Below are 23,115 nucleotides of genomic sequence, written 5' to 3'. Positions count from 1 at the left end.
TTTGCGTCATTCGCAAAACACCTATTTTTGCAGCGTATTCTACAATTGCCTGCGTATCCGGTTCGCCCCCGTCGGTATCCGGTCTCTGGTCTATAGCGGGCGTGCTTTGGCGGTCACTCGACGTGACTGGGCACGCCTGGCGAATGTAATACCGGAAACTCTAACGATGCCTGACCCCCTCCCCCCTGCCGCGAACGATGCGGCTCAAATGGGCGACGTTTGTGTCGTCGCGACAATGCTTAGCTGCTCTAAACGGCACGTCACGCGGCTCGATGCGGCTGGCCTAATACCGCCCTCTCACAAGCTCGGTGCGCTCGTGCGTTGGCCCCTCAACACTGGCGATCCGACAACCGGCATTGCCGATTGGATTGCCGCCGGTTGCCCTCCGCTGATTGATGGGGGCCAACAATCTTCCAGCAGCGTTGCACAACCGACCAAGCCCGGTTGTCCTCCTCCTCTGAATGATGGGGGCCAACAATGAAAACGCCTAACACCACAAACGGCACCCCTGCCGACGGCGAAGCTCGCAAGCAAGCAGCCCACGTGCTGCTCGAAGTGCGACTTGAAAGCTACGTGCGAGAAGCCCGTCGCGTGTTGCTGCAAGCTCTGCTCGACAACGGCACGGCAACCATCGACGACGTTCGCGCCGTGGTGACTTTGCCCGATGGCATGAACCCGAAAGTGTTCGGGGCGATTCCTGGCGTGCTCGCACGGGCGGGCATCGTTCGCCGTCGAACTTGGACACCTACGGCGCGGGCAATCGCTCACGCTCGCACGGTTTCAGTTTGGGAATTGGTTGATTCCGTGAAAGCTCAGCTTTGGCTCGACCGCCACAAGCCGCTACCCGAACTGACGACCGGCGACCAACTACTATTCGACAAATTTGACGCCAAGAAAAGCGAAACCCCGACTGCTGGAACAGCCGGGGCTTCTATTGCTTCGACCCCCTCGACTTCAGTCTTGAAAACTAAGAAACGAAAGGAATCTAACAATGGGTAAGTTAACAGATATTTTAGGCGATGGCGGCTTCGACGACATCAACAATCGATGGAATTTGACCGGGGCAGCGGGCGACTTCGGCCCTCTACCGCCGGGCGAGTATATCACCCACATAGCCAGTGGCGAATTGGAGAGCAGCCGCAATCGGGGAACGCCCGGCTACAAGCTGACCCATCGCGTAGTGAAGGGGCCGGGCGAGTCGCTCGATTACGTAGACCGGTTGTTCTGGGATGACATTTGGCTGACGCCTGCGGCGCTACCAATGGCTAAACGCGACCTCGCCAAGCTGGGCGTGACTTCGCTAGAGCAGCTTGAGCAACCGTTGCCACTGGGGATCCGCTGTCGCGTTCAACTGGCACTGCGTAAGGGCGACGACGGCAGCGAGTTCAATAGCGCGGTGCGGTTCGACGTGCTGGGCATCGATACGCCTGAGGCTGATCCGTTCGCCCCTGACGACGCTGAGAGCGACGACGATCTCGACGATAGCTTCGAGTTTGGTAAGGGCAGCAAGACAGACGACGACAGCGACGACGCGAAGGGGGGCGATGATGTCTGAACCGACAATTGCCCACTACGGGTTTCGCATTGTTGGCGATTGTCGCAGCGAGCGGCGGCTGGTCGAGTGGCCAGTCGCCTTCGCGGCTTACTGTCGCTGCGATGGATTAGCAGAAGTAGAACGCGAAGCGTACCTATCCGCGTTCACGTTCGGCGATGCGTTCCGCGAACACCTGACAAACACCGGCAGCACGAAGGGCTACAGTGGCCCGTCCTGGTCGCCGTGGCTATGGTTCGACATCGACGCCGCTGACGATATTCCTGCCGCACACAACGCGGCTAGGTCGCTCTGTGCGGTGCTGATCAAACGCTACAAGCTCGACGATAATGCCTTGCTGATTTTCTTCAGCGGCTCGAAGGGTTTTCACGTCGGGCTGCCGACCGCACTTTTCACACCGGGAGCATCGGCGACGTACCACCGGATAGCTCGGCAATTCGCGGAACACGTCGCGGCACTCGCACGAATCGACATCGACACGGGCGTTTATGATGCCGTGCGAGCGTTTCGAGCACCCAATAGCCGCCACCCGAAAACGGGGCTGCACAAGCGGCGTTTCGAGTTCGACGAACTGTTGCACCTGAAAACAACGCGACTTGTAGAGCTAGCGGCGACGCCCGAACCGTTCGACGTGCCCACCAAGCCGGTCGCGCTGAATCAAACCGCTGCGAGCGACTGGCAACAGGCGGACCACCACGTAGCCAAGCAACGGGCAGCGATGCGTGAACGTCGGCAAGCGGTGGGCAGCGGCGCGACCGATGCCACGCTGAACCGGGCGACGCTGGAGTTCCTACGCCAAGGCGCAACGAAAGGCGATCGACACCGGCTGCTGTTCAGCGCGGCGGCGAACCTTGCCGAGTTCCGCTGTTCTGCGGCGCTGGCCCATGCGTTGCTGACGGAATCGGCCCTCGATTCGGGATTGTCACCTAGCGAAGTGCGACGGCAGATCGATTGCGGGCTGAACAGGGCATCGCTCGAAGGGGGCAGCCATGACCGATAACCAACCGCAACCCGTGGCGAATAATTCCGGCAAGTGGCAATCCGGTTCGGACGTGTTCGCCACCTGGCGCGACGACGTGCTAACCGGCCAGCCGCCAACGCTCTACCGCGTAGGCGAAGGGGAACTCTCGCAAATCGAGATCGGCCCTAAGCTGGTGACGTTGTTCGGCGGAGCACCCGGGGCGGGGAAAACCGCGTTCACGATGCAATGCGTCGTCGATGGGCTGCGATTGAATCCTGAGCTGCGGTGGTGCGTCTGCAATATCGAGATGCCGCCTAGCGTGCTACTCGACCGGCAACTAGCGCGACTGTCGGGCATCGATGCGGAATCGATTCGCTATCGGCGGCTCGACGGCAACCATGCCGACCGGCTCGACCAAGCGCTGAACACGCTCGAAGCGATTGCCGACCGGTTGTGCTTCGTGCGTCCGCCGTTTGACCTGGCCAACATTGCAGCGGCTTGCGATGCGTTCGGGGCCGACGTGCTGACGTTGGACTATATTCAACGAATTACGCCCCCCGGTCAGCATGGCGACCGCCGGGGCAGTGTCGATGCGACGATGAACTACCTACGGCAGTTTGCCGACGCGGGCGTTGCCGTGGTGGTTGTCGCGGCGGTTAGTCGGCAGAAAGACAAGCAAGGGCGTTCCAGCTATGCGGGCGATTCGCTGTCGCTGGCCAGTTTCCGTGAGAGTAGCGAGCTGGAGTTCGGGGCCGACGATGCGTTCATTCTCGCACCCGATGCCAACGATGCCGAGACGGTTCACATGAAGCACTTGAAAGCACGGCACACGCAACCCCGCGACGTGCTGTTGCGATTCGACCGCCAGCGGCAATCGTTCACGCCCACCACCGCAACGCCGCCAGCAAAGCCCGACGGCAAACTGCAAGCCGCGCTCGCAAATCTGTGGAACCAGACCGAAGCGGCACCCGATGACGATAACAGCGGGGGCGAACAATGAGCACCAACGCCCAACCGCCTAAGCTCGATCTCCCGAAACTCGACGGCTGCCGCGTACTACCACCGATCGACGATGGCAATCGACAAGCGACGGAACCGCCAACACCGAAGGCGAAACGCAACCGCAAGCAGACCGCCGGTCGCTTTGCAACACTGAACCAGTTCATCGACGAAACGCTAGCGACGCTATGCCGTGGCGACATCGCCGTTTGGATGATCCTCTACCGCGACACCCGCAACGGTACGGCCCGCACGGCACGAACTGACATTGCCAAGCGTGCCGGGTTGTCATTGCGTGGCGTCGGTAAAGTGTTGCGGCGATTGGAGAAGCAGGGCCTGCTTAAGCAGGTTTATCGCGGCGGTCTGAATCGCGGCCCGTCGCGTTACCGAGTGATTCCTACGCCTGACGACCCTATCGATAACCCCAACCACTAGGGCACTAATGAGTTCCCAAGCACTAGGGCACTCTAGGTGCAATTACTGGGGAACCTATTGGTTCCCCCATCCCATAAAGGGCATAAGCGGCACGCCGTTTGTCCGCTACGCGGACGGCGACCGCCGGGGCAGAACGGGTAGTGACGGGAAACAGCTTGGCAACAGTCGCCCAATAGTGTAACCTGCATTACATGCCACCGAAACAAAACACTAACGAACCCATTACCGAAGCCCTCCGCGACGCGGTGAACAACTGCGAGCTGTCGTTCCAAGCCCTAGAGAAAGAAACGGGCGTGCTACGGCAATCGCTTATGAAGTTTGCCCGGGGCGAAACCGGCTTGCTGCTAAGCGCTGCCGACAAGCTGGCGGCTTATTTTGAGTTGGAACTACAACCACGCAAACGAAAGCGATAACCGATGGCCAGCCTATCCACCGCAGCAAACGGCACCCGCAAAGTTCAGTTCACCAACGCCAACGGCAAGCGGCAGACGTTGCGCCTTGGGAAACTCCCCAAGCGAGCAGCCGAAGCCGTTAAGACGCGAATCGAGTATCTGCTGAATGCTCAAATCAGCCGCGAACCTGTCGATGCCGATACGGCCCGCTGGGTAGCGACCCTCGACGATGTGATGACTGACCGGCTCGCAAGGGCAGGGCTGGTGCGTCAGCGAGCATCGGCGACGCTTGCCGACTACTTGAACGACTACATCGAAAGCCGCAGCGACGTGAAGCCGCTGACGGTTAAGAAATACCACACCACACGCGACTTGCTAGTGAAGCAGTTCGGAGCAACCCGACCGCTACGCGATATCACTCCTGGCGATGCCGACCAATGGCGTCGCGAATTGAAGGAAACCCGCGCCGAAAACACGGTTCGCAAGCATATTGCCGTTGCCAAGACATTCTTTCAAGCCGCCCACCGTAGCAAGCTGATCGACTCCAACCCGTTTGCCGATCTTCGCTCGACGATTCAAGCTAACCCCGATCGATTCCACTTTGTGACGCCAGAAGTGGCCGCACAAGTGATCGAGGCTTGCCCCGATGCCGAGTGGCGGCTGATCTTCGCCCTCAGTCGCTACGGCGGCCTACGCTGCCCCAGCGAGCACCTAGCTTTGACGTGGGATTGCGTCGATTGGGAGAACGACCGCCTGCGAATCGTCAGCCCGAAAACTGAACACCATGCCGGCAAGGCAAGCCGCACGATTCCGCTGTTCCCCGAATTGCGAGAACGCCTAGAGCAAGTGTTCGACGCGGCACCGGCGGGCAGTGTTCACGTCATCAGCCGCTATCGAGGCAGCAACTCGAACCTGAGAACGCAACTAAGCCGGATCATCGAACGTGCTGGTTTGGAACCGTGGCCCAAACTGTTTCAGAATTTACGCAGCACGCGACAAACGGAACTAGCTGAAAAGTTCCCGCAACACGTCGTCTGCGAATGGATCGGCAACAGCCAAGCCGTCGCCGCGAAGCACTATCTGCAAGTAACCGACGACCACTTCAGCAAAGCGACGCAAAATGCGACGCAGTCAGCGCCGGCAAGCGATGGTCAGTGTATGACAACAGAAAGCAAAACAGCGAGAATAGCCGCTCCTGTCGTGCTGAGTCATATCTGTACAAGCGTACAAGTAGCCGAGACCGGACTCGAACCGGTACGGGGGTTACCCCCCACTGGATTTTAAGTCCAGAGCGTCTGCCAATTCCGCCACTCGGCCGAGTGGATTACTCATCGAAGGTCGGTGATTTAAGAATGATGATTGATCAAGGGAGTGGTGGCAAGCGGGGTCATTCCGAATGAGCAAGGATGCGTAGGCAGTCGGGGTTAGGAAAGCGTGGCTGTCACACCGCGTCGACAGGCTCCCCAACTTGTTGCCCAAAACCTGCTTCCACGCGGTTGATTGCGTTGAGAAACGCGCGGGCGCCGGCTTCCACCGTGTCGGTGGAAACGCCACGGCCACGGTAGAGTTTGCCGTTGTGTTCCACTTCGATAAGCGACTCGCCTTGGGCGTCCTTGCCTTTGGAAGTGCTTTGTACTCGGAAGTCGCGCACTACAACGGAGCGATCCGTAATGGTTTCGATCGCGCGGAACAGGGCATCCAATGGGCCATCGCCTTCAGTAATGGTGGCGGACTCGGTTTGCTCGCCGCGGTTGAGGGTCACCGTCACTTTGGGGGTACCGTCGCTGTGGGCTTGCACTTCGTAAGACTCCAACTGCCACTGGTCGGCAACTTGTGTGTTGCGTTGCTCGATCAAGGCGGCAATATCGCCGTCGTAGATTTCCTTTTTCTTGTCCGCGAGCTTTTTGAAATCAGCAAACACGGCGTCGAGGAGTTCGCCGTCGAGATGAAAACCCAAGGCTTTCGCCCGGTCCGCTAAAGCGGCACGGCCACTGTGTTTTCCTAAGACCAAGTCGGTCTTGGTAAAGCCGACGTCCTCGGGGCGCATGATTTCATAGGTGGAACGCTCCTTGAGCATGCCATCCTGGTGAATGCCCGCCTCGTGAGCGAATGCATTGCGGCCCACGATCGCTTTGTTCCGCTGCACGGTCATACCCGTAATGCCGGAAACCAAGCGGCTGATAGGCACGAGGCGTTGCGTGTTGATGTTGGTGTCTTTGCCGTAGTAGTCGTTCCTCGTGCGCATCGCCATGACGACTTCCTCCAACGAACAATTCCCGGCACGCTCACCCAGACCGTTAATCGTACATTCAATCTGACCGGCACCGGCCTCAACCGCTGCGAGACTATTAGCAACCGCAAGCCCAAGGTCGTTATGACAATGAACACTAATAACCGCTTGATCGATGTTGGGAACGCGATTCACAAGCATTTCGATCACGCGCTGAAAATGCGCCGGCGTAGCATAACCGACTGTGTCGGGAATGTTCACGGTCGTGGCACCAGCGGAGATGGCGGCTTCCACGACGCGGCAGAGGAAATCTATTTCCGTGCGAGCGGCGTCTTCCGGAGAGAACTCGATGTTGTCGCAAAGATTGCGAGCCCGCTCCACTCCAGCCACTGCACGGCGGACGATTTCATCCTTATCCATTCGAAGCTTGAATTCACGATGGATCGCGCTCGTTGCCAAAAATACGTGGATGCGCGTGTTGCTACCATGCTGCAGGGCTTCCCACGCTCGATCGATGTCCTGCTCACGACATCGAGCCAAGCCGCACACGGTAGCATCGTCCACCATCTTGGCGATCTCCGAGACTGCCTCGAAGTCGCCGACGGAGGTAATTGGAAAACCGGCTTCGATGACATCGACTCCCAAGTCGACCAGCGCCTGAGCCACCTCGAGCTTCTCACTGAGATTCATGCTGCAGCCAGGCGATTGCTCGCCATCACGCAAAGTGGTGTCGAAAATAACGACCGGTTGGTCGGAACTTGGCTTGTCGGAGGAGGGCATGGCTTCAACTGCAAATGGAGTAGTGATCGGAAAGTAGCGGAAAACAAAAAAAACCCTGAAGCCTTGGCGGGCCTCAGGGTTCTTATTTGCTTATTGGAATTGCATACGAACCTCAGGGCCTGCTAGACGGCGGCAATAGTAATAGCAGGCTGAGTAGTAAATTCGGCATCGGTTTTTCACTAGGTGTAGGGGACTTTTGTCTAGTTCTGTTTTAGACGACGCAGCGGCGCGGGTCAAGGTTCGGGTTTTTTTGGTAGTTTCGGCCGAGCCGCGAGCGGCTCAACCGGCTGTGAAGAAGCGGCTGCTGGTGCCGCCGGAGCCGATTTGGAAGGAAACCCGCTTAGCGCACCGCGGGCAATGCCCCACGTATGCGGTGCCACTGGAGTTCATGTAAACCCGCGAGTAAACCTCGCAGCAGGCGAAGTGGATGCCGAGAAAACGAGTCGCCTCGCGGCGACTATCGCGCACCGTAGCCGGCGGCGGGCTTGCCGGGCTAGAGAGGTCGAGTTGGTTTCCGTATGGGTTCACGCGCCAGGCCTCCTGCAATCAAGACTCCTGCAACATTTGATGTGGAATCGTAGATAAATCAGCCCGCAGTGCCAAGTGAAGCTTCCCTGAGCGACGCTAGCACCGTCAGATTCGCTTGCCGCTAGGAGGGAATTGTCCTACCCTTCGCGCCGATTGTGGTCCCTAGGTTGCTTTCGTACCAAAGCTGCAAAATCGAAGCTTACTTCGAGTTTAGAAAGGCTACCCATGCTAAACGACTTCGACGTAAAGGGCTGTACGCGCACTTGCTCCGATTCAGGCGTCGAGCTGAAGCCGGGTGAAGTTTGCTACTCCGTGTTGAAGCTAGAGGGGCTGGATACCGTTCGAGTTGACTATTCGGCCGCCCATTGGGAGCAACCGTCCGAGGAGAAGCTTGCCGAAACGCTCGGATGGTGGCGATTCCGAATGCCCACAGGTGACGACGAGCCGAAGCTCGCGCCTAACGAGGTACTGCTAAGTCTGTTTGTAGAACTTGCGGAGAAACGCTCTCAGGAAAGCTTTCGTTACGTCCTCGGTTTGCTGCTCGTGCGTCGGCGAGTACTTCGCTTAGAAGAAACACGCGAAAACGAAGGCCGCGAAGTACTGGTGCTCACAAGTAGTGGCCGCGGTGAGGAGTACCACCTGAAAGTCGCCTTGCCCCATCCCCAAGAAGCCGACGCCTTGCAAGAAAAGATCGATGAGCTGCTCTACGCGGGCTAGCCACTAATCCAGCGACTAATCATTCTGTGGATGGAACCTTGCTGAGAAATCAAACCAACTTAACGACTCGATCGAAGCTCGCCTTACCGCTAGTGGCTTGCATACTGCTGGCTGGTTGTCGATCGACTTGGAGCAATCCGTTCAGCAATTCTGGTCCGCCTGCGCCGGCGGTTCTCGTTCCTGGCATGTCGCTCGATCAAGTCATGGCTGCTGTAAATCAAAACTCGGTAAAGCTGCGAAGCTTGCAAACCAACAACGCAAAAATCTCTGTACCTGGCATGCTCGGCATTCCCTCGCTGAGTGGCAATATTGCCGCGGAACGGCCGGGGCGCATTCGGCTTCAAGCTTCGACGGCACTCACGGGTGCGGAAGTCGACTTGGGTAGCAACGACGAGCTATTCTGGCTGTGGGTGAGACGCAACGAGCCACCAGCCGTGTATTATTCGCGGCACGATCAGTTCGCTGGAAGCGCTGCTCAGCGCATGATGCCGATCCAGCCGGAGTGGCTGCTCGACGCTCTCGGCTTCGTTGAATTCAAGCCTAGCGACTTCCACGAAGGTCCTACGCCCCACGGTAAGGGCACCGTGGAGATTCGTTCCGTCGTCAACTCGCCGATGGGTCAACTCACGAAGAATACCGTTGTCAATTCCACAACGGCTCAAGTGCTAGAGCAGCATGTCTATACGTCGGAAGGGGCGCTACTCGCCAGCACAGTCGCGGAATCACACAGGTATTATCCAGAGGTCGGTGTGTCGCTGCCGCAGCGTATCAGCGTGCAAATGCCAGCCGCTCAGTTATCGCTGACGATTGACATGGGCACCGTGGTACTTAACCAAGTCGCGGCATCACCTCAGCTTTGGGCGATGCCACAACCGCAAGGCGTACCTTTGATGGACCTGGGCAGGGCAGCTGGAGGATTAGCACCGGCGACGGTCGGCGGACAGCTTTCCGGTGCCGACTGGTACGGCCCAACACCCGCAGCGACAGTGGCCAGCTTGCCAAGTTCCATTTCTCCTGCACCGGCGCAGTCACTTACTCCAGTGCAGGAGCCAACCATCCAGGTGCAACAGCTTGGACAGCCGACGCAACCCGTGCAGAGACTACCTGCTGGCGGTGTGACAAGGCACTAGGTCAGCCAGATTCTAAGCCAGAACGCGAGCTAAGCTGACAGACAGGTGTAAGCCGTCTAGCGTCAGTTGCAAGTCGTTCAATCTGACGGCTTATGAAGACCCCAAACTCAGCAACTAGTTTTTGCTGAAACCGACTTGCTGTCGCACAATGCAGCCCAGTGGATTGCGGAGATAGCGTTCGCGGCAGACACTGCACAAATCGTAACGTGACTTGTGGTACACTTCCTCGCTAATCTCGTCCTCATCGACATCAAGACTTTCTAGAATGTCTTGAATCTCTTCGAGATGATCACGATCGTCGTCGCTCTCCTCCTCGCCGTTCAGCGAAGCGTAGACTTCAAGTCGTACAACATAGCGAACATCCTGCTCCGGATCGATCTGTTTCTTACATGAGTCGCAAGTGTAATGAATCATTTACCCGCCCCTGGGTGATGAGGAGAATCCGTTGCCATCGTGTGACTCCGTGAGAAGCCGAATACGACAGGTCAGGCATTTCCTTTGCCTGCTCCAAGGTTGCGATCGCAATATCAATCATGCTGTAACAAACCTCCAACAGTTCCATCCTAACGACAAAGCAAGCCGGGTCGCAAGGTAAACTTGCACTTCTCTTCAACAAATCACTTCTCTTCAACAAATAAACTTGGCTAGTCTTCGACGATCAGCCGGTAGCAGAGTCTGACCAATTGCGTCCTCGATCGTAGTTCGGCTGACCAGCAAATCGCATGCCCTGCTTTTACTGAGTTAGAGCGACTGGTGGGGCTTTCAGATGAATCACTCGCTGCAAGTTTCGACAAGCAAACGGTGCCAAAAGGGAGGTCGCTTAACATCAGCGCCTGCCACCAATCGCTATAAGTTACTTGCTCCAAAGTGTTAGCGTCGATGCCAGACAACCGTCAATGATGGGTAAGCTGGCGCGATAAGAACTATCTAGAAACACAAGAAATCGAAGCCTTATAGCACTCTGCATGCAAAATTCCGTGCTGGAAATCAAATTCTAGTGCGCATAGAATAGAACCCAGGAGCCAAGTCGAACCATTTGTGGTCGACGAGTCTCTGTGACTGACAGGCAGGCGACACGCCCGGGTGTGAACCGGTGAGATCCCGGAACTTTCGCCGTGTAGCCATATAGTGCGCTGCGAATCGAGGGACGCTTTGCGTGCGCCTTTCGGGCATGGGGCGTTGTCTCATCGCTATCGGGCAGCGCCGCCCTCACATGGCATTGATAATTGGCGGCTAACGTTTAGCCATTGATTCAGAGAAAAGATTTGGAGTATTAGAGCACCCGAACACTTATCAACACAAATCTCCGCAATCATTCAGGAACATTATTCTCAGGAAAGTTCAGTCGTATGTTAAACAACGGAGCGAGCAACCTCGATGCCAGTGTCCTAGTATTGAACCGTCAGTATATGGCGGTTCACGTGATCAACGTACGTCGCGCTTTTGGCCTGCTGATCAATAGCATCGCCGAAGTCATTCACATCGAAGACGGGGTCTACGGCAATTACGACTTCGACTCCTGGCGCGAGATTAGCGAGCTGCGTGCGGAAGTCAAGGAAGAGTGCCCCGACGAGGACTGGATACGCAGTATCAACTTCGAGGTCTGCGTTCCGCGAGTGTTGCGATTGCTCCACTATGATCGCCTGCCTAAGCAGCGTGTGCGATTGAATCGTCGCAATGTGTTCGCACGCGATGCCAATCGCTGCCAGTACTGCAACAAGCGATTCCCCACGAATGAATTGAGTCTCGACCACGTGTTGCCAACGTGCCGCGGCGGCGAGACTTCCTGGGAGAACTTGGTTTGCGCTTGCGTGAAGTGCAACGTCCGCAAGGGCGGTCGCACTCCCAAGGAAGCTGGCATGAAACTCGCCAACGAGCCTATACGCCCTAAGCGTAGCCCTATGATGACCATCAAACTGGGCAATCCAAAGTACGCTAGCTGGAAAACGTTCCTCGACTCGGCCTACTGGTCCGTCGATTTGAAGTAGCGGTGACTTGAGCTAGCACGACCCTAAGCGAAACGATACACAAAGTGCCGCGGAGCAACTGCCCTGCGGCAAATTGTGTGTCCGATCAGCTTGGTGATGATTTAGTGGCGACTCTCGCCATGGCCGTTGTTTCAGTGGCCCGAGTTTCCATGGCCATGGCCGGAGTTTCCATTTCCGTGGCCGTAGTGGTTTCCATTGTTTCCACTTCCAGAGTTTCCACTTCCAGAGTTTCCACTTCCAGAGTTTCCGCTGTCTGAGTTTTCAGATCCATCTCCAGATCCGTGGTAGTTACCGTAGTTCCCGAGGTTCTCGTCCTCTTCGTTTTCGCCCTCAGATTCTTCGCCGTTTCCAGCGTGGCCACTGTTGTTGTAGTAGCCGGATTCGCCATCGTAGGCGTCCTCTGGGTCGCTAGCAGATTGCTCCGTCTCGTTGTCGATGGCATCGTGCTTGCCTTCACGCTGCAAAGTGACAGTCTTGAAGATCGATCGACCCACGAAGAATTGCGGAAGAAAGTAACCGTTCTTGCCATTTACAGGAACCGTCAAATTAGCAATCACTTGAGTTGTCCCGTTGTCCATCACCGTTGGATTCACCTCGAGATTGAACGAGGTGATGCCCACAATGTCTAGCTCTGCTTGAGCGGCAGCAACGCATTCAGCATTGGTCGCACCAGGGACAATTCCCTGACGGGCAGCTGCCATCGCAGCAATGCTGCTCGTGTGCATGAGCATGTTCGCGCGGCTTAGCTCAATTCCGCCGAACACCATCAAAAACAAGATAGGTGCGGTCAGCGCAAACTCCACGGTCGTTACACCGCGACAGTTGCTTCTCGTGAATTTGCTGTGTTGCGATCGTGTGTTCATGGGTGGCCTTATCTAGGTCGCGATATTTGATTGAAGAGATGTCCGATGGAGATGATCAGGTGCAGCCCTGAAGGAACGAATTACTCGGTAAGTCGGGCAATCTGAGCGGCCAACTCTCTGAAGACGTCGCCGAGTGCGATGCCGTCGTGAGCGTGGTAGTGCCGCCCACCAGCAGCGTTGGCGACGTTTCGCATCGTATTTTGGTCGGCGAAACTGCTGAAGGTGATCGCGTGAACAATAACTCCTGCGTCGGAACAGTCGTTGGCAGCATCCAATGCGTCGCCCTCGTTTTGATGGCCATCCGTGAGCACAATCATGATTTTGTCTGCAAAGTCGCGGGAGCGCGTCGGATGCTGTAGTTCGGTGAGCGCAGTTCTCATGCCAGCTTCGATGTAGGTGTTTCCGTTCCAAACCCCGTCGCGGTAATCGTCCATTTTTCCTTCGATCCTGCTAAGGTTCGTATGGAGTGTCGAATCGAGCTTACTCGGATCGCTATAGGCCCCGCACAAGGGTGGGTTGTAGTAGGACAAATCACTGGAGTACGTAACCAAGGCAACCTTTTCGTCGGCGTCGGTGTCTCTAAGTGCCTGCGTAAAGATTCGAATCGCTCCGTCGAGGGCCACCCAGCGACTATTGCTGTACGGGGCGCTGCAGAATCGACTATCACTCAGGTACATGCCACTCTCATTCGAGTCATCCCTCAGTTTCATGGATGACGAACGATCGAGCACAAGGCATATATCAACGTTTAAGAAACTCGCGGTCGCTAGTTGTACAGGCTCGAAGTCCTGGCTACCGACGATCCTGCCGAAGAACAACGGGATTGTGCCACTGAGTGAGCCTTGGTTGCGACGGCCATTTACTCGCACTGAGTTGGGAGGTGTGCCGTTAGGAGTAAACACCCATTTACCATTCGAGTCAGGCAAAGCGCGCCCCACTTCAACGTCCGAGGGAGCCAGCTTCAGGGGTGCACCAGCAACCGAGTTAGCTTCAGCTACGTTGAGTGCTTTAATGCGTGCCGCGGCAATGTCTTCAGTGCGTGAAAGTTCTGTGGCACCGGCACGTGCCGCCGCGTCGGTGGCCGCTCGCAGTTCCATGCGGGTGTTCTGCATGTAGGCCAAATCCACAGCAAAGCCGAGGAAGATTAGCAGAACGGGCAGTAGAAACGCAATCAGGGGCAGCATGGCGCCACGCCGGTTGGCCTGGGACTTGGTTTTCGTGATAGCTATGTGGGCATTCATAGGGGACTACCTTGTTGCGGCCAGACGGGCAATGACGAGATCAGGATTCATGAAGAACACATTCACTACTAAGTTGGGAGACGCGGGTACGGTAACAACAATGCTAACCGCATCACCTGCAGTCGCTTGGGCGATGTTGGTGTTCTCCGGAAGAATCTCCACCGTGCCCCCAGTGACGTTCATTGCGGCGAGCACTTGAGTGGCGCGGGCCAATACCGAAGCGTTTGATGCATTTGGTTTAGCAAGTTCGAGGGTGGCTTCGTAGGCTGCACTTGTAGCGGTGTGCTTGAGGTAAACCAAACCGCAAGCTTGGATCGAGCCAAACACGACCAGCGTGATAATAGGCAAGCAAACGGCCAGTTCCGTAGCAGCAGCGCCACGACGCGTAGTTGCTGGGTGAGTGATAGCAGCGCGTCGAGTGCGTTTTTCTCGTGAAGTAACCATGACTCGATAAATTCACTTGGGGGAAGGTCCAACGCCCTCCGCTGGATGGGAAGCAGGCATTGCGAGTGCTGAAGCTCTCGCCAACTGTCTACTTTTCGCGCAGGTGAAAAACGACGCGCGAAACGTAGCAAGTGAAGAGGGGAACGAGCCTAGACTCATTTAAAGACTAGGTCGGAAAGCATTAAGACGACGGATTTGCGTGGCCGGTTAGGCGTTCCGCTGCATCCTGCCGCAGCGAGTTGCTAAGAGAATCGTTACGACCGTTACGACCGTTACGACCGAACAAGCCGATTTGGCCAAAGATGTTTAGCGCAAGAGGAGCGCATGAGAAAACGCCAGCTCGATGCGGATCGAGCCGGCGTCTCGTCGGTCATTGACCTAGTGCTATCGAAGATCTAGTGCTATTGAATGCACTGAAAATCACCCAAAGCGAACCGTTAGTCACACAATGGTTCTTTTTTCTCGGTGATGACTTCGCACTGGGATGCCATTTCGGCATTCAAAGCCGTAAATCCTTCCCATTCTTCAGGCACATTGTCTTCGTGGAAGATGGCTTCTACGGGACACTCAGGGACGCATGCCTCGCAATCGATGCATTCATCTGGGTGAATGTAGAGAATTTGTTCGCCTTCGTAGAAGCATTCAACAGGGCAAACAACCACGCAATCGGTGTACTTGCACCCGAAGCAGGGTTCGGCAACAACATGCGTCATTTTCTGTTTCTCCTTGCGGCCGCCGGTTCTGCAGCCTCTTTTGATTAATTAAGCCTTGATTGATGTCTGGCTGGCTTCCGAGCGTCAAGCACTCCAAAGTTTCCGGGGAGTTTCTCGTGCCCTGCCTACAGGGGATGATACCCCTATCGGCAAACCTCGGGCAAGTGTTTACCCCGGAAGGACCTCCGAATCGCCATTCAGGCAATTCGTGACCCTCTCTCGCCGATCCTAAAGGTCTGCTCTCAGGGCGTCAAGACTCCGGAATAGGTAGTCTGCGCGGGTTATTTTGCAAGCGTAAAGTGGCCTGTTTCCGGCTTTTTAAGCTGCCTTTCTGCCGATTGTTCGCTTGCCGCAGCCGGGAGTCGTATTTAGAATCGATAGAGACGTGCGGTTTCTGCAAATCCCTCCTTCCCATTGCTACAGCCTCGATTGGCTGGAGCGTGTACTCTCTGGGCAACGCAGATTCGCACTGGGGCTTCCTGTCTTTCTAGGTGTAGTAGTGGCACTCTCTGATCTTGATCGCACGCTCATTTCCGACTGCTTGTCACACAAGTCGCGGGCCTGGGAAGATTTTGTCGACCGCTTCACGGGGCTGGTCTTGCACGTCATCAATCACTCGGCACAAAGTCGTGCGATTATGCTTTCCAATGCCGACCGTGAAGACTTGGCTGCTGAGGTCTTATTGACGATCATTCGCAATGACTACCAAGTGCTCCGCGACTTCCGCGGCGAGGCTAGCTTAGCGACTTATTTGACGGTCATAGCACGCCGCGTTGCGGTAGCTCAACTCCTCAAGACAGATCAATCGGTTTCACTGGATAGAGCGACCGCGGAATCGGTAGCCCAACCCTCCGACACGGAACAACGCATCACCGACAAGGAAGAAGTTCAACGCCTGATGGGCCAATTGGACAGCTCCGAAGCGGCCGTTGTACGCATGTATCACTTGGAGGGGAAAACCTATCAAGAGATCGGTCGTACCACCGGCATGCCCACCAACAGCGTCGGGCCGCTCTTGAGCCGCGCTCGTGCGAAGCTGCGAAGTGCTGAGCAGAGTTCGCTGTAAGCGTGTTCGCTGTGACCGGGCTCACTGTAGAAGAGATCAGTCTGGGTCTGCGTTGCCATGGCAATTCTCCGGCAGGCCGTTGGCCCGCGGCTAATATCCAGGCCCCTGTAGGTCGATCGTCCCCTCTGGCCACTGCGCTTCTTTGGGATAAATCATGATCACGGGATGCCAAAATGCGTCCGCTTCCGGATCGTCGGCCAGCGAGTTCACAATTCGATTCTCAACCCTCCGGCTGCCCAGTTTCTCGTAGAACGGCTGGACACTCACGTCGGTTTGAAACAGGACCAGCGGGAAAGAGCCATCGTCGATGGGTGCGAGAGCAGCCCTGACAATCTTCTCTCCCAGGCCATGCCCTCGTTGCTCAGGGTCCGTACACACTTTGGCAAGCCCGGCAATCGTCATCCGGCCCGCTTCTGTGCGTATGGTCCTGGAGAGGATCGAGGAGAACGCGATCGGCTTGCTGCCCTCGCGGATAAGAAAACTCCTAGGCGCTTGTTCTGGCGGCCCCTGGTAAACGCCCCGCTCGGCTAGGAACTGCTCCACCCGCGTTTCCACCGTACGCCCCGGCTTGGGCCAGACCCTGCATAGCAACTCGCTCACGCTGCGGGCCAGCGGTTCATCGATATCGTCCGCCAGCAAGGTCTCGATTCGAATTGGATCTTCGCTGGTCATAATCACCTGCCACTGCTCTTCAAACGCCTTATGCGATAGTTGCCCATTTCGAGTAGTCTCAATCTTAGTTTAGGCTACTTATCGAGATAGGCGTAGAATAACCTCCGTGTCGATTTGTGACGTTCGTGGCTAAGATATAGGCCCGCCCCTGCTAATTTCGCTGCCCATCTTACAACTACTGAATTCCCTATGAGCAATATTGCCGTAATCTTACCTGCCGCCGGCGCAAGCCGCCGATTTGGCGACAAGAACTACAAGAAACCGTTCGCCATGCTTGCCGGACGGGCCGTTTGGTTGCATTCGGCGGAGAAATTTCTCGCTCGAAAAGACGTGAAGCAGGTGATCGTCGTGGTGGCCGAGGAAGACCAGGAAGAGTTCAAACGCAAGTTCGGTGCGAATCTAGCGATTCTGGGTATCGAAGTTTGCACCGGTGGCAAAGAGCGTAGCGACTCGATTGCCAATGCGCTCGGAAAACTATCCGACGAAATCGATACTGTGGCCGTTCACGACGCGGCCCGCCCATGTGTGACTGAAAAGCAGCTAGACGCCGTATTTGCCGCCGCAGAGAAGTCGGGGGCAGCGTTGCTGGCCGCTCCTATTGCAGGCACGCTAAAGCGTGCTAAGGCCAGCACCAGTGGGACTGAAACTAGCGTGGCCGAAACCGTTGATCGCAGCGGCTTGTGGGAAGCGCAGACGCCGCAGGTGTTTCGTCGTGAGCTCATCGAACAAGCCTATTCGCAGCGCGGTGATGAATCGGCCACTGACGATGCTCAACTGGTCGAACGCTTGGGCGAGCCGGTCACGCTTGTGAAATCCGCGGCCACAAACATCAAGATTACCACAAAGGGCGATCTGCGACTCGCCGAGCAAATCTTGAAAATTGCCCCCAAGACCAAGACTGGTGGTGTGAATCCCTTCGCGGGGGACGATATGTGGCGGTAAGTTCTTCCGCCTTTATGCCTTCATGCGAGGCGTAGCTCGCGGGCTACATTTTTCCGCATACTCTCTGGGGCTGTTCCCCACTATCATTGCACAATCACCAATCCCACATTCCTCTTTCCCTTTTGCAAAATGTCTTTCTACGAAGATCTCCAGTGGCGCGGCCTCGTTCACCAAACCACCAACGACGCTGGCATTGCAGCTTGGCTCGATGAGAAGCCACGTACCGTCTACGCAGGATTCGACCCCACGGCCGATAGTCTGCATGTCGGTAGTCTGATGGGACTCGTGGTGCTGCGGCGTTTCCAGCAAGCCGGGCACAAGCCGATTGCTGTGGTCGGTGGTGCGACAGGCATGATCGGCGACCCAAGTGGTAAGAGCGCCGAGCGTAATCTACTCAGCAAGGATGAACTTCAGAAAAACGTCGAGGGCATCGGTCAGCAGATGCGTAAGTTTCTCGACTTCGATGCAAACGATAACGGGGCTGTGCTGGCAAACAACTTCGACTGGACCGGCTCGTGGACCTACCTAGAGTTTCTTCGCGACGTCGGCAAGAACTTCCCCGTAAATGTGATGCTCGCGAAGGACTCCGTAAAGAGCCGCCTAGGTCGAAGTGACGGACCCGATAAATCGGCAACTGCTTCCGACGATGCCAGCGGCATGAGCTACACCGAATTCAGCTACATGCTCCTGCAAGCCTACGACTTTGTTCACCTGAACGACGAGCACGGCTGCGAATTGCAAGCTGGCGGCAGCGACCAATGGGGAAATATTACCGCAGGGATCGACTTGGCTCGCCGCATGGGACGGCCTCAATTGTTCGGTCTTACGTGGCCGCTGCTTACCAAGAGCGATGGCACGAAGATGGGCAAGACAGAATCGGGCGCGGTGTGGCTCGATCCGTTGCGCACGAGTCCGTACCAATTCTTTCAGTACTGGGTGAACGTCGACGATGCGGACGCCTCGAAATGTTTGCGAATGCTCACCGATCTTTCACGTGAGCAAATCGAAGACATCGAAACCGTGCAGACGGCCCATCCAGAAAAACGCATGGCTCAGAAACAGTTGGCCGAACAGCTTACTCTGCTCGTACACGGCCAAGATGGCCTAGAAGTCGCTGAGCAGGCCACGAGTATTTTCTTCGGTGCCGAGATTGCCGACTTGAATGACGAGCAACTGGGCCAGATTTTCTCCGAAGTACCGAGCAAGGAGTTGTCCACGGATAAACTAGGCGGAGATGGGCTGGCCATCGTAGATGCCCTGGTTGAAGCAGGTTTAGCCAAGAGTAAGAGCGAAGCTCGCCGCACCGTCCAGCAGGGCGGAGCCTACATTAACAACCGTCGCGTGGCAGGGCTGGAGCAAACCGTCACAAACGCGGACCTAGCGAGCGAAACGACCGTGGTGCTGCGGAGCGGGAAGAAGAAATACGCACTGCTGCGGTTTAGGTAGGGTCCGCTCAGTCGTTATCCAGTGTCGTGACTTCACCGCCATCGCGCGTAGCCGACGCGCGCCACACAAGTAGGTCAATGTCGCCGTTGACGCTCTTCACCGAGCCATCCATCATGGCCACATTCACGGAGTTGCCTGAGTGATAGCTGCGTGAAGTCACAGCCGCGTAGGTCACGTCAGTCTCCGCTAGGAATGCAGCTGGGTCGGCCGGGTCCCAACCGCGTACACGCCAGCTGGTGAAGTCGACATCATATTGAACGCCGTCCTTTTCGTGGAGCACTGTGGTGTTGGGTGGGAAGGTCGCTGTGAAGCCGCTTTGGTGAGCACGGCCGTCAATCCACTCGGTGTGCCCTGAGTTTGTCTTGAAGTCCCCTCCCAGGCCGCTGATGCTTGCTGGGTCGCTAGGTACAGTCGCGTCGGCCCCCTTACCGTCGCGTAGATAGGGTGTCCATCCCTTCACTTCCGCCAGCATGAGCGTGTTGCTCATCCCGTCGGATACCATGCGAGCGCTGGTACCCGAATTGGGGAAGAAGGCTCCATCGCCACCTTCGCGACTGGCTGGGTCCCACACTTTCCACACTCCGCAATTCACGCTGTAGTTCGTGAGATAGTCACTGGGGCTGCCATCGCTCGCAAAACGCTGCTCGTCTTTCTCCTCCGAGGAGCAAACCAACATATCCATACGTTTCGACTTGAGCAGCACGCCATCCAGAAAGACATCGTGATAGTCCTGATTGAAATCGGCGCTGCTAGCAAAGTTGCCTTGCTCCATGTAGGGCATCACCCGAGCGAGCGCGCTCCAGCGATATTGATTCTTGCCAATGAACAGGCTCGGCGGGAATTTGCCGTTGGCCGACTCGTAGTTGTGCATTGCGAGAGCCAGCTGGCGGATATTGTTGGAGCAGCTCATACGTCGTGCCGCCTCGCGGGCAGCTTGCACCGCGGGAAGAAGTAGGCCGACCAACACGCCGATGATGGCGATCACCACCAACAGCTCAACGAGCGTAAATGCGCTGTGCTTTTTGATCTGACCGAGGTATTTAACGCTCTTTCGCATGGCTTTGGGCTCTGTGTTCTGATGCCAAGGACTGGGAGGAGGGCATTTGCTAGTGAGACTCACTCTCAACTGACCAGCAGCGATTATCGGGTCTCCTTCCGAGCTGTCAACGAGGAAAGATGAATTAACAACCAGAAATGTGCGAGAAAGACATCCGATTCGAGGTGCTGAACCGGATTGCAAGAACTAGCGGAGAGCGGTGCTTGCCCGAGAGAATGCTTCCTCATCAAGGCAAAGACGTCGTGGCCGTTGCAGCTTTCCACGTGTGCTAGCAGATTGCGGATATCCGCGTACTTTTCTTCCCACGTGGCTTTGAGAAATGGTACGGGACCGGCCGATGCTCTAGTTGAACCGCCGGCTGTTCCCGCTGCTGGCGCGGCTCCTCTTCGATCCAGAAAACTCAACGATAGCACTGCATGGCCACACTCGAGCCCACTGCCGATCGCACCAACCGTGCGTCACTGTCCGAAGCAACCGCCTCGGCCACCAGTACCAAGTCCAGCCTCAACCAAGGCGCTCGCAACAAAGCAATTGGACGTATTGGCCCCTGGCAACTAGTTCGCTTACTCCACGAAGGCGAATTGGCCAGGGTATACCTCGCTCGCCCGGCCGACTCGCCAGCCGAGCAACCGGCGGCCTACGCCGTGAAGGTACTTCGCAAAGAGTGGTGGAGGCATGCGGGCGCGATTGAAATGCAACGCCGCAGCGCATGGGTCGGTCGGCGCGCCACGCATCCGAATCTGCTACCAGTGCTTTCTTGTGGAGTGCAGCAACCACCGTTCTACGTGGTGAGTCCACGTCTGGAAGGCGAATCGTTAGCAGCGGTTCTTCAGCGCGAACGACGCTTGCCACTATCGGTCACATTGTGGATCGTCCGCCAGGTGGCCGAAGCTCTCGAAGCCCTGCACGACAAGACGGGCATGGTCCACGGCGATGTAAAGCCGGCCAACGTGATGCTCGCCCCCGATGGTCACGCCACGCTCATCGACTTCGGTTTTGTCCACTCTCCGCGAGAAGCCAAACACTGGGCGACTCAACCTGTGTTCGGCACGCTAAACTATATTGCCCCCGAAGTGGTCGCATCGAGTCTCTCCTGTGACCTGAGGGCCGACCTGTATGGTCTTGGCGTCATGCTTTACGAAATGCTTTCTGGCGTGCTGCCCCATAAAGCAGCCGATGCTGAGTCACTCATTCGCATGCACCGCGAGACGAAGCCGGTTTGCATTCGTGAGCGACAAAGCGAAACGCCCAAGGCGGTGGCATCGCTGGTGCACCGCCTCTTGGCGAAAGACCCCCTACGCCGGCCCGAGTCGGCCGGCATAGTGGCCGAGGAACTCGTGCGGCTGGAGATCGCCAGCTTCAGTTCGCACTAATCTAACAATGGATTCAATTCCAACCATTTCGGCGCTGACCTTGCTCCGCGTTTCAGTCCCCACGGCGAGCAAGCTTGACAGCTAACGTGATGTGCCTGAAGTGATAGGGCTCCCCAACACTTTTACTGCACATCAGCAGGCAACGACTCTTCCGCTCCGTCGAGGAATCCGGCTAATGCACGCGATCGATACGGCGATTGTAATTTACGCACGGCCTTTGACTCGATCTGACGAACCCGTTCTCTAGTCACAGAAAAAATCTTGCCGACCTCTTCCAGCGTGTAGGTGTATCCGTCGGCCAAGCCGTAGCGAAGTCGCAAGATTTCTCGTTCTCGGTAGGTCAGCTCTTCCATGACCTCTTCAAGTCGCTCCTTGAGTGCTTCCAGATTTGTATCGTAGAGCGGATCCTCTTCTCGATTCTCTTCGAGGAACTCCCCAAAGAAATTGTCCTCGTGATCACCGACAGGTTGGTCGAGCGAAAGCGGTTGTCGAGTCATTTTGTGAACGCAACGAGCATCTTCGACCGACATTCCGGCAATCTCTGCGATTTCTTCTGGGTTGGGCTCGCGGCCGTGGGATTGTACGAATTCGCTGCTGACTGTGCGAATCTTGCTCATCGTGTCTATCATGTGAACCGGCAAGCGGATCGTACGGCTTTGGTCAGCAATTGCCCGGGTGATTGCCTGACGAATCCACCAGGTTGCGTAGGTGCTGAACTTGTACCCGCGAGCATGCTCGAACTTATCAACCGCTCGCATGAGGCCCGTATTGCCCTCTTGAATGAGGTCCAGGAAGCTCATTCCCCGATTGCGATAACGTTTAGCAATAGAGACGACTAATCGCAGGTTCGCAGCCGAGAGGTTCCGCTTGGCCAGATCATAGGCTCGCTTCCTTTGAAGAGTGCGCCGCACCAACCGACCAAGTGTCGCTGGGGTTTCCAGCGTAATTCGCATGAGGTATCGGAGTTCCTCCTGCAGCTCGTGCTCATTGTCCTTCAACAGGCAGCGTTCGGGATCGGCAAGGTGCTTCTTCACGGTGGACATACGTCGGGCGACTTCGTGAAGTTGCTCCATGATGGGGAGCAGCTTCTGGATACGGAGGTTGAGCTCTTCAACCAGACGGATCACCTTATTACGACGCACAACCATCCGTCGCCAAGCGTCGTGCTTTGCACTGTCAGGCTTGCTCGTGCTCAAAGCAAGACGGTAATCGGTTTGATTCTGTGCTAACAACTCGCGAATGGTTTGTAGGTTGGGGCCAATCCGCTTCAGAATGCGTTTCTTCTCAGCCGTGTTGGTCACAGAGATTTCAATCGTACGATCGAGCCGCAGTTCGCCATTGGCGACTTTCTGGAGCAGCTCGGCAGCGCCGTGGAGCATGTAATCATTGCACAGCATGGTCCGACGGAACTTCTGGCGGGTCGCTTCAATTTGCTTTGCCGCTGAGACCTCATCCTCCCGGCTGAACATCGGAATCTCGCCCATCTGCATCAGGTACATGCGTACGGGGTCGTCAATCGCAGTGGTAGAACCGGTTGATGGCTCAGGAACTTCGGTCGAGCCGTTAGTAGCAGGCAAGTCTGTTGC

General features: G+C 56.4%; 25 protein-coding genes, 1 tRNA gene and 1 pseudogene. 15 read left to right on the top strand and 12 right to left on the bottom strand.

The genetic code is table 11. The features are described 5' to 3' along the window. Positions 1 to 166: 166 nt before the first annotated feature. From HG15A2_RS06820 to HG15A2_RS06790, 7 genes are all read left to right on the top strand, one after another. A complete protein-coding gene (locus HG15A2_RS06820) occupies positions 167 to 481 on the top strand; it encodes a helix-turn-helix transcriptional regulator (RefSeq protein WP_145059088.1) in 315 nt (104 codons plus the stop codon). Then, positions 478 to 999, top strand: a complete 522-nt coding sequence (locus HG15A2_RS06815; RefSeq protein WP_145059086.1) for a hypothetical protein — start codon at positions 478 to 480, stop codon at positions 997 to 999. Before HG15A2_RS06820 ends, HG15A2_RS06815 begins: the two co-directional genes overlap by 4 nt. Then, positions 992 to 1,555: a hypothetical protein gene (locus tag HG15A2_RS06810; RefSeq protein ID WP_145059084.1), complete on the top strand. Its 564-nt coding sequence runs from the start codon at positions 992 to 994 to the stop codon at positions 1,553 to 1,555. Before HG15A2_RS06815 ends, HG15A2_RS06810 begins: the two co-directional genes overlap by 8 nt. Further along, positions 1,548 to 2,552, top strand: coding sequence for a DNA primase (locus HG15A2_RS06805; RefSeq protein ID WP_145059082.1), 1,005 nt, complete (start codon positions 1,548 to 1,550; stop codon positions 2,550 to 2,552). The genes HG15A2_RS06810 and HG15A2_RS06805 overlap by 8 nt, the downstream gene beginning before the upstream one ends. After that, positions 2,542 to 3,513: a DnaB-like helicase C-terminal domain-containing protein gene (locus HG15A2_RS06800; RefSeq protein ID WP_145059080.1), complete on the top strand. Its 972-nt coding sequence runs from the start codon at positions 2,542 to 2,544 to the stop codon at positions 3,511 to 3,513. The genes HG15A2_RS06805 and HG15A2_RS06800 overlap by 11 nt, the downstream gene beginning before the upstream one ends. Then, positions 3,510 to 3,947, top strand: coding sequence for a transcriptional regulator (locus HG15A2_RS24500; RefSeq protein WP_246117900.1), 438 nt, complete (start codon positions 3,510 to 3,512; stop codon positions 3,945 to 3,947). The genes HG15A2_RS06800 and HG15A2_RS24500 overlap by 4 nt, the downstream gene beginning before the upstream one ends. A 191-nt stretch (positions 3,948 to 4,138) precedes the next feature. Further along, entirely contained in the window at positions 4,139 to 4,360 is a 222-nt protein-coding gene (locus HG15A2_RS06790; protein WP_145059078.1) for a hypothetical protein, read from the top strand. A 12-nt stretch (positions 4,361 to 4,372) separates the two neighbouring features. Here the strand turns inward: HG15A2_RS06790 and HG15A2_RS24495 are convergent, their stop codons facing one another. After that, positions 4,373 to 4,699: a hypothetical protein gene (locus HG15A2_RS24495; RefSeq protein WP_246117899.1), complete on the bottom strand. Its 327-nt coding sequence runs from the start codon at positions 4,697 to 4,699 to the stop codon at positions 4,373 to 4,375. On the opposite strand from HG15A2_RS24495, the pseudogene HG15A2_RS25055 reads away from it, so the two are divergent. Beyond that, positions 4,604 to 5,425, top strand: a pseudogene (locus HG15A2_RS25055) (tyrosine-type recombinase/integrase); the annotation flags it as partial. The gene HG15A2_RS24495 and the pseudogene HG15A2_RS25055 sit on opposite strands and share 96 nt — an antisense overlap. 145 nt (positions 5,426 to 5,570) lie before the next feature. On the opposite strand, the gene HG15A2_RS06780 reads toward HG15A2_RS25055, so the two are convergent. The 3 genes from HG15A2_RS06780 to HG15A2_RS06770 form a co-directional block, all read right to left on the bottom strand. Then, a tRNA-Leu gene (locus HG15A2_RS06780) sits at positions 5,571 to 5,656 on the bottom strand. Between the two features lie 124 nt (positions 5,657 to 5,780). Continuing rightward, positions 5,781 to 7,349: a 2-isopropylmalate synthase gene (locus tag HG15A2_RS06775; protein WP_145059076.1), complete on the bottom strand. Its 1,569-nt coding sequence runs from the start codon at positions 7,347 to 7,349 to the stop codon at positions 5,781 to 5,783. Positions 7,350 to 7,628: 279 nt separating this feature from the next. Further along, on the bottom strand, positions 7,629 to 7,877 hold the full coding sequence (locus tag HG15A2_RS06770) for a hypothetical protein (RefSeq protein ID WP_218932366.1): 249 nt from the start codon (positions 7,875 to 7,877) through the stop codon (positions 7,629 to 7,631). A 225-nt stretch (positions 7,878 to 8,102) separates the two neighbouring features. Between HG15A2_RS06770 and HG15A2_RS06765 the strand changes: the two genes are divergently transcribed. Continuing rightward, entirely contained in the window at positions 8,103 to 8,594 is a 492-nt protein-coding gene (locus tag HG15A2_RS06765) for a hypothetical protein (RefSeq protein WP_145059074.1), read from the top strand. 38 nt (positions 8,595 to 8,632) lie between these two features. Then, positions 8,633 to 9,724 (top strand): hypothetical protein, encoded by a 1,092-nt coding sequence (locus tag HG15A2_RS06760; RefSeq protein ID WP_145059073.1) that lies wholly within the window; start codon positions 8,633 to 8,635, stop codon positions 9,722 to 9,724. 114 nt (positions 9,725 to 9,838) lie between these two features. On the opposite strand, the gene HG15A2_RS06755 is transcribed toward HG15A2_RS06760, so the two are convergent. Then, entirely contained in the window at positions 9,839 to 10,138 is a 300-nt protein-coding gene (locus HG15A2_RS06755) for a hypothetical protein (RefSeq protein WP_145059071.1), read from the bottom strand. Between the two features lie 935 nt (positions 10,139 to 11,073). Between HG15A2_RS06755 and HG15A2_RS06750 the strand changes: the two genes are divergently transcribed. After that, entirely contained in the window at positions 11,074 to 11,712 is a 639-nt protein-coding gene (locus tag HG15A2_RS06750; RefSeq protein ID WP_145059069.1) for an HNH endonuclease, read from the top strand. A 131-nt stretch (positions 11,713 to 11,843) separates the two neighbouring features. Here the strand turns inward: HG15A2_RS06750 and HG15A2_RS06745 are convergent, their stop codons facing one another. From HG15A2_RS06745 to HG15A2_RS06730, 4 genes are all read right to left on the bottom strand, one after another. After that, positions 11,844 to 12,575, bottom strand: coding sequence for a TadE/TadG family type IV pilus assembly protein (locus tag HG15A2_RS06745; protein ID WP_145059067.1), 732 nt, complete (start codon positions 12,573 to 12,575; stop codon positions 11,844 to 11,846). A gap of 80 nt (positions 12,576 to 12,655) precedes the next feature. Beyond that, a complete protein-coding gene (locus HG15A2_RS06740) occupies positions 12,656 to 13,816 on the bottom strand; it encodes a VWA domain-containing protein (RefSeq protein WP_145059065.1) in 1,161 nt (386 codons plus the stop codon). A 6-nt stretch (positions 13,817 to 13,822) separates the two neighbouring features. Continuing rightward, positions 13,823 to 14,260, bottom strand: a complete 438-nt coding sequence (locus HG15A2_RS06735; RefSeq protein WP_145059063.1) for a TadE/TadG family type IV pilus assembly protein — start codon at positions 14,258 to 14,260, stop codon at positions 13,823 to 13,825. 437 nt (positions 14,261 to 14,697) lie between these two features. Next, positions 14,698 to 14,973, bottom strand: a complete 276-nt coding sequence (locus tag HG15A2_RS06730) for a ferredoxin family protein (RefSeq protein WP_145059061.1) — start codon at positions 14,971 to 14,973, stop codon at positions 14,698 to 14,700. 499 nt (positions 14,974 to 15,472) lie between these two features. Between HG15A2_RS06730 and HG15A2_RS06725 the strand changes: the two genes are divergently transcribed. Beyond that, positions 15,473 to 16,039 carry an RNA polymerase sigma factor gene (locus HG15A2_RS06725; protein WP_145059059.1) on the top strand — a complete coding sequence of 189 codons (567 nt, stop codon included), beginning with the start codon at positions 15,473 to 15,475 and terminating at the stop codon, positions 16,037 to 16,039. Positions 16,040 to 16,129: 90 nt separating this feature from the next. Here the strand turns inward: HG15A2_RS06725 and HG15A2_RS06720 are convergent, their stop codons facing one another. Continuing rightward, positions 16,130 to 16,711, bottom strand: a complete 582-nt coding sequence (locus tag HG15A2_RS06720) for a GNAT family N-acetyltransferase (RefSeq protein ID WP_145059057.1) — start codon at positions 16,709 to 16,711, stop codon at positions 16,130 to 16,132. A 189-nt stretch (positions 16,712 to 16,900) separates the two neighbouring features. Between HG15A2_RS06720 and ispD the strand changes: the two genes are divergently transcribed. Together ispD and tyrS are read left to right on the top strand one after the other, a co-directional pair. Then, on the top strand, positions 16,901 to 17,653 hold the full coding sequence (gene ispD / locus HG15A2_RS06715) for a 2-C-methyl-D-erythritol 4-phosphate cytidylyltransferase (RefSeq protein WP_145059055.1): 753 nt from the start codon (positions 16,901 to 16,903) through the stop codon (positions 17,651 to 17,653). Between the two features lie 129 nt (positions 17,654 to 17,782). Next, on the top strand, positions 17,783 to 19,099 hold the full coding sequence (tyrS, locus tag HG15A2_RS06710) for a tyrosine--tRNA ligase (protein ID WP_145059053.1): 1,317 nt from the start codon (positions 17,783 to 17,785) through the stop codon (positions 19,097 to 19,099). A gap of 7 nt (positions 19,100 to 19,106) precedes the next feature. On the opposite strand, the gene HG15A2_RS06705 is transcribed toward tyrS, so the two are convergent. Further along, positions 19,107 to 20,156 (bottom strand): DUF1559 family PulG-like putative transporter, encoded by a 1,050-nt coding sequence (locus HG15A2_RS06705; protein ID WP_145059051.1) that lies wholly within the window; start codon positions 20,154 to 20,156, stop codon positions 19,107 to 19,109. 416 nt (positions 20,157 to 20,572) lie between these two features. Between HG15A2_RS06705 and HG15A2_RS06700 the strand changes: the two genes are divergently transcribed. Next, on the top strand, positions 20,573 to 21,529 hold the full coding sequence (locus HG15A2_RS06700) for a serine/threonine-protein kinase (protein ID WP_145059049.1): 957 nt from the start codon (positions 20,573 to 20,575) through the stop codon (positions 21,527 to 21,529). Positions 21,530 to 21,651: 122 nt separating this feature from the next. Here HG15A2_RS06700 and HG15A2_RS06695 read toward each other — a convergent pair whose 3' ends face one another. Beyond that, complete coding sequence (locus HG15A2_RS06695; RefSeq protein WP_391483919.1) at positions 21,652 to 23,106, bottom strand: sigma-70 family RNA polymerase sigma factor; 1,455 nt, start codon at positions 23,104 to 23,106, stop codon at positions 21,652 to 21,654. Positions 23,107 to 23,115 lie beyond the last annotated feature (9 nt).

The organism is Adhaeretor mobilis, assembly GCF_007741515.1.
GTDB lineage: Bacteria > Planctomycetota > Planctomycetia > Pirellulales > Lacipirellulaceae > Adhaeretor > Adhaeretor mobilis.
This window is presented reverse-complemented; position numbering and strand designations above follow the sequence as displayed.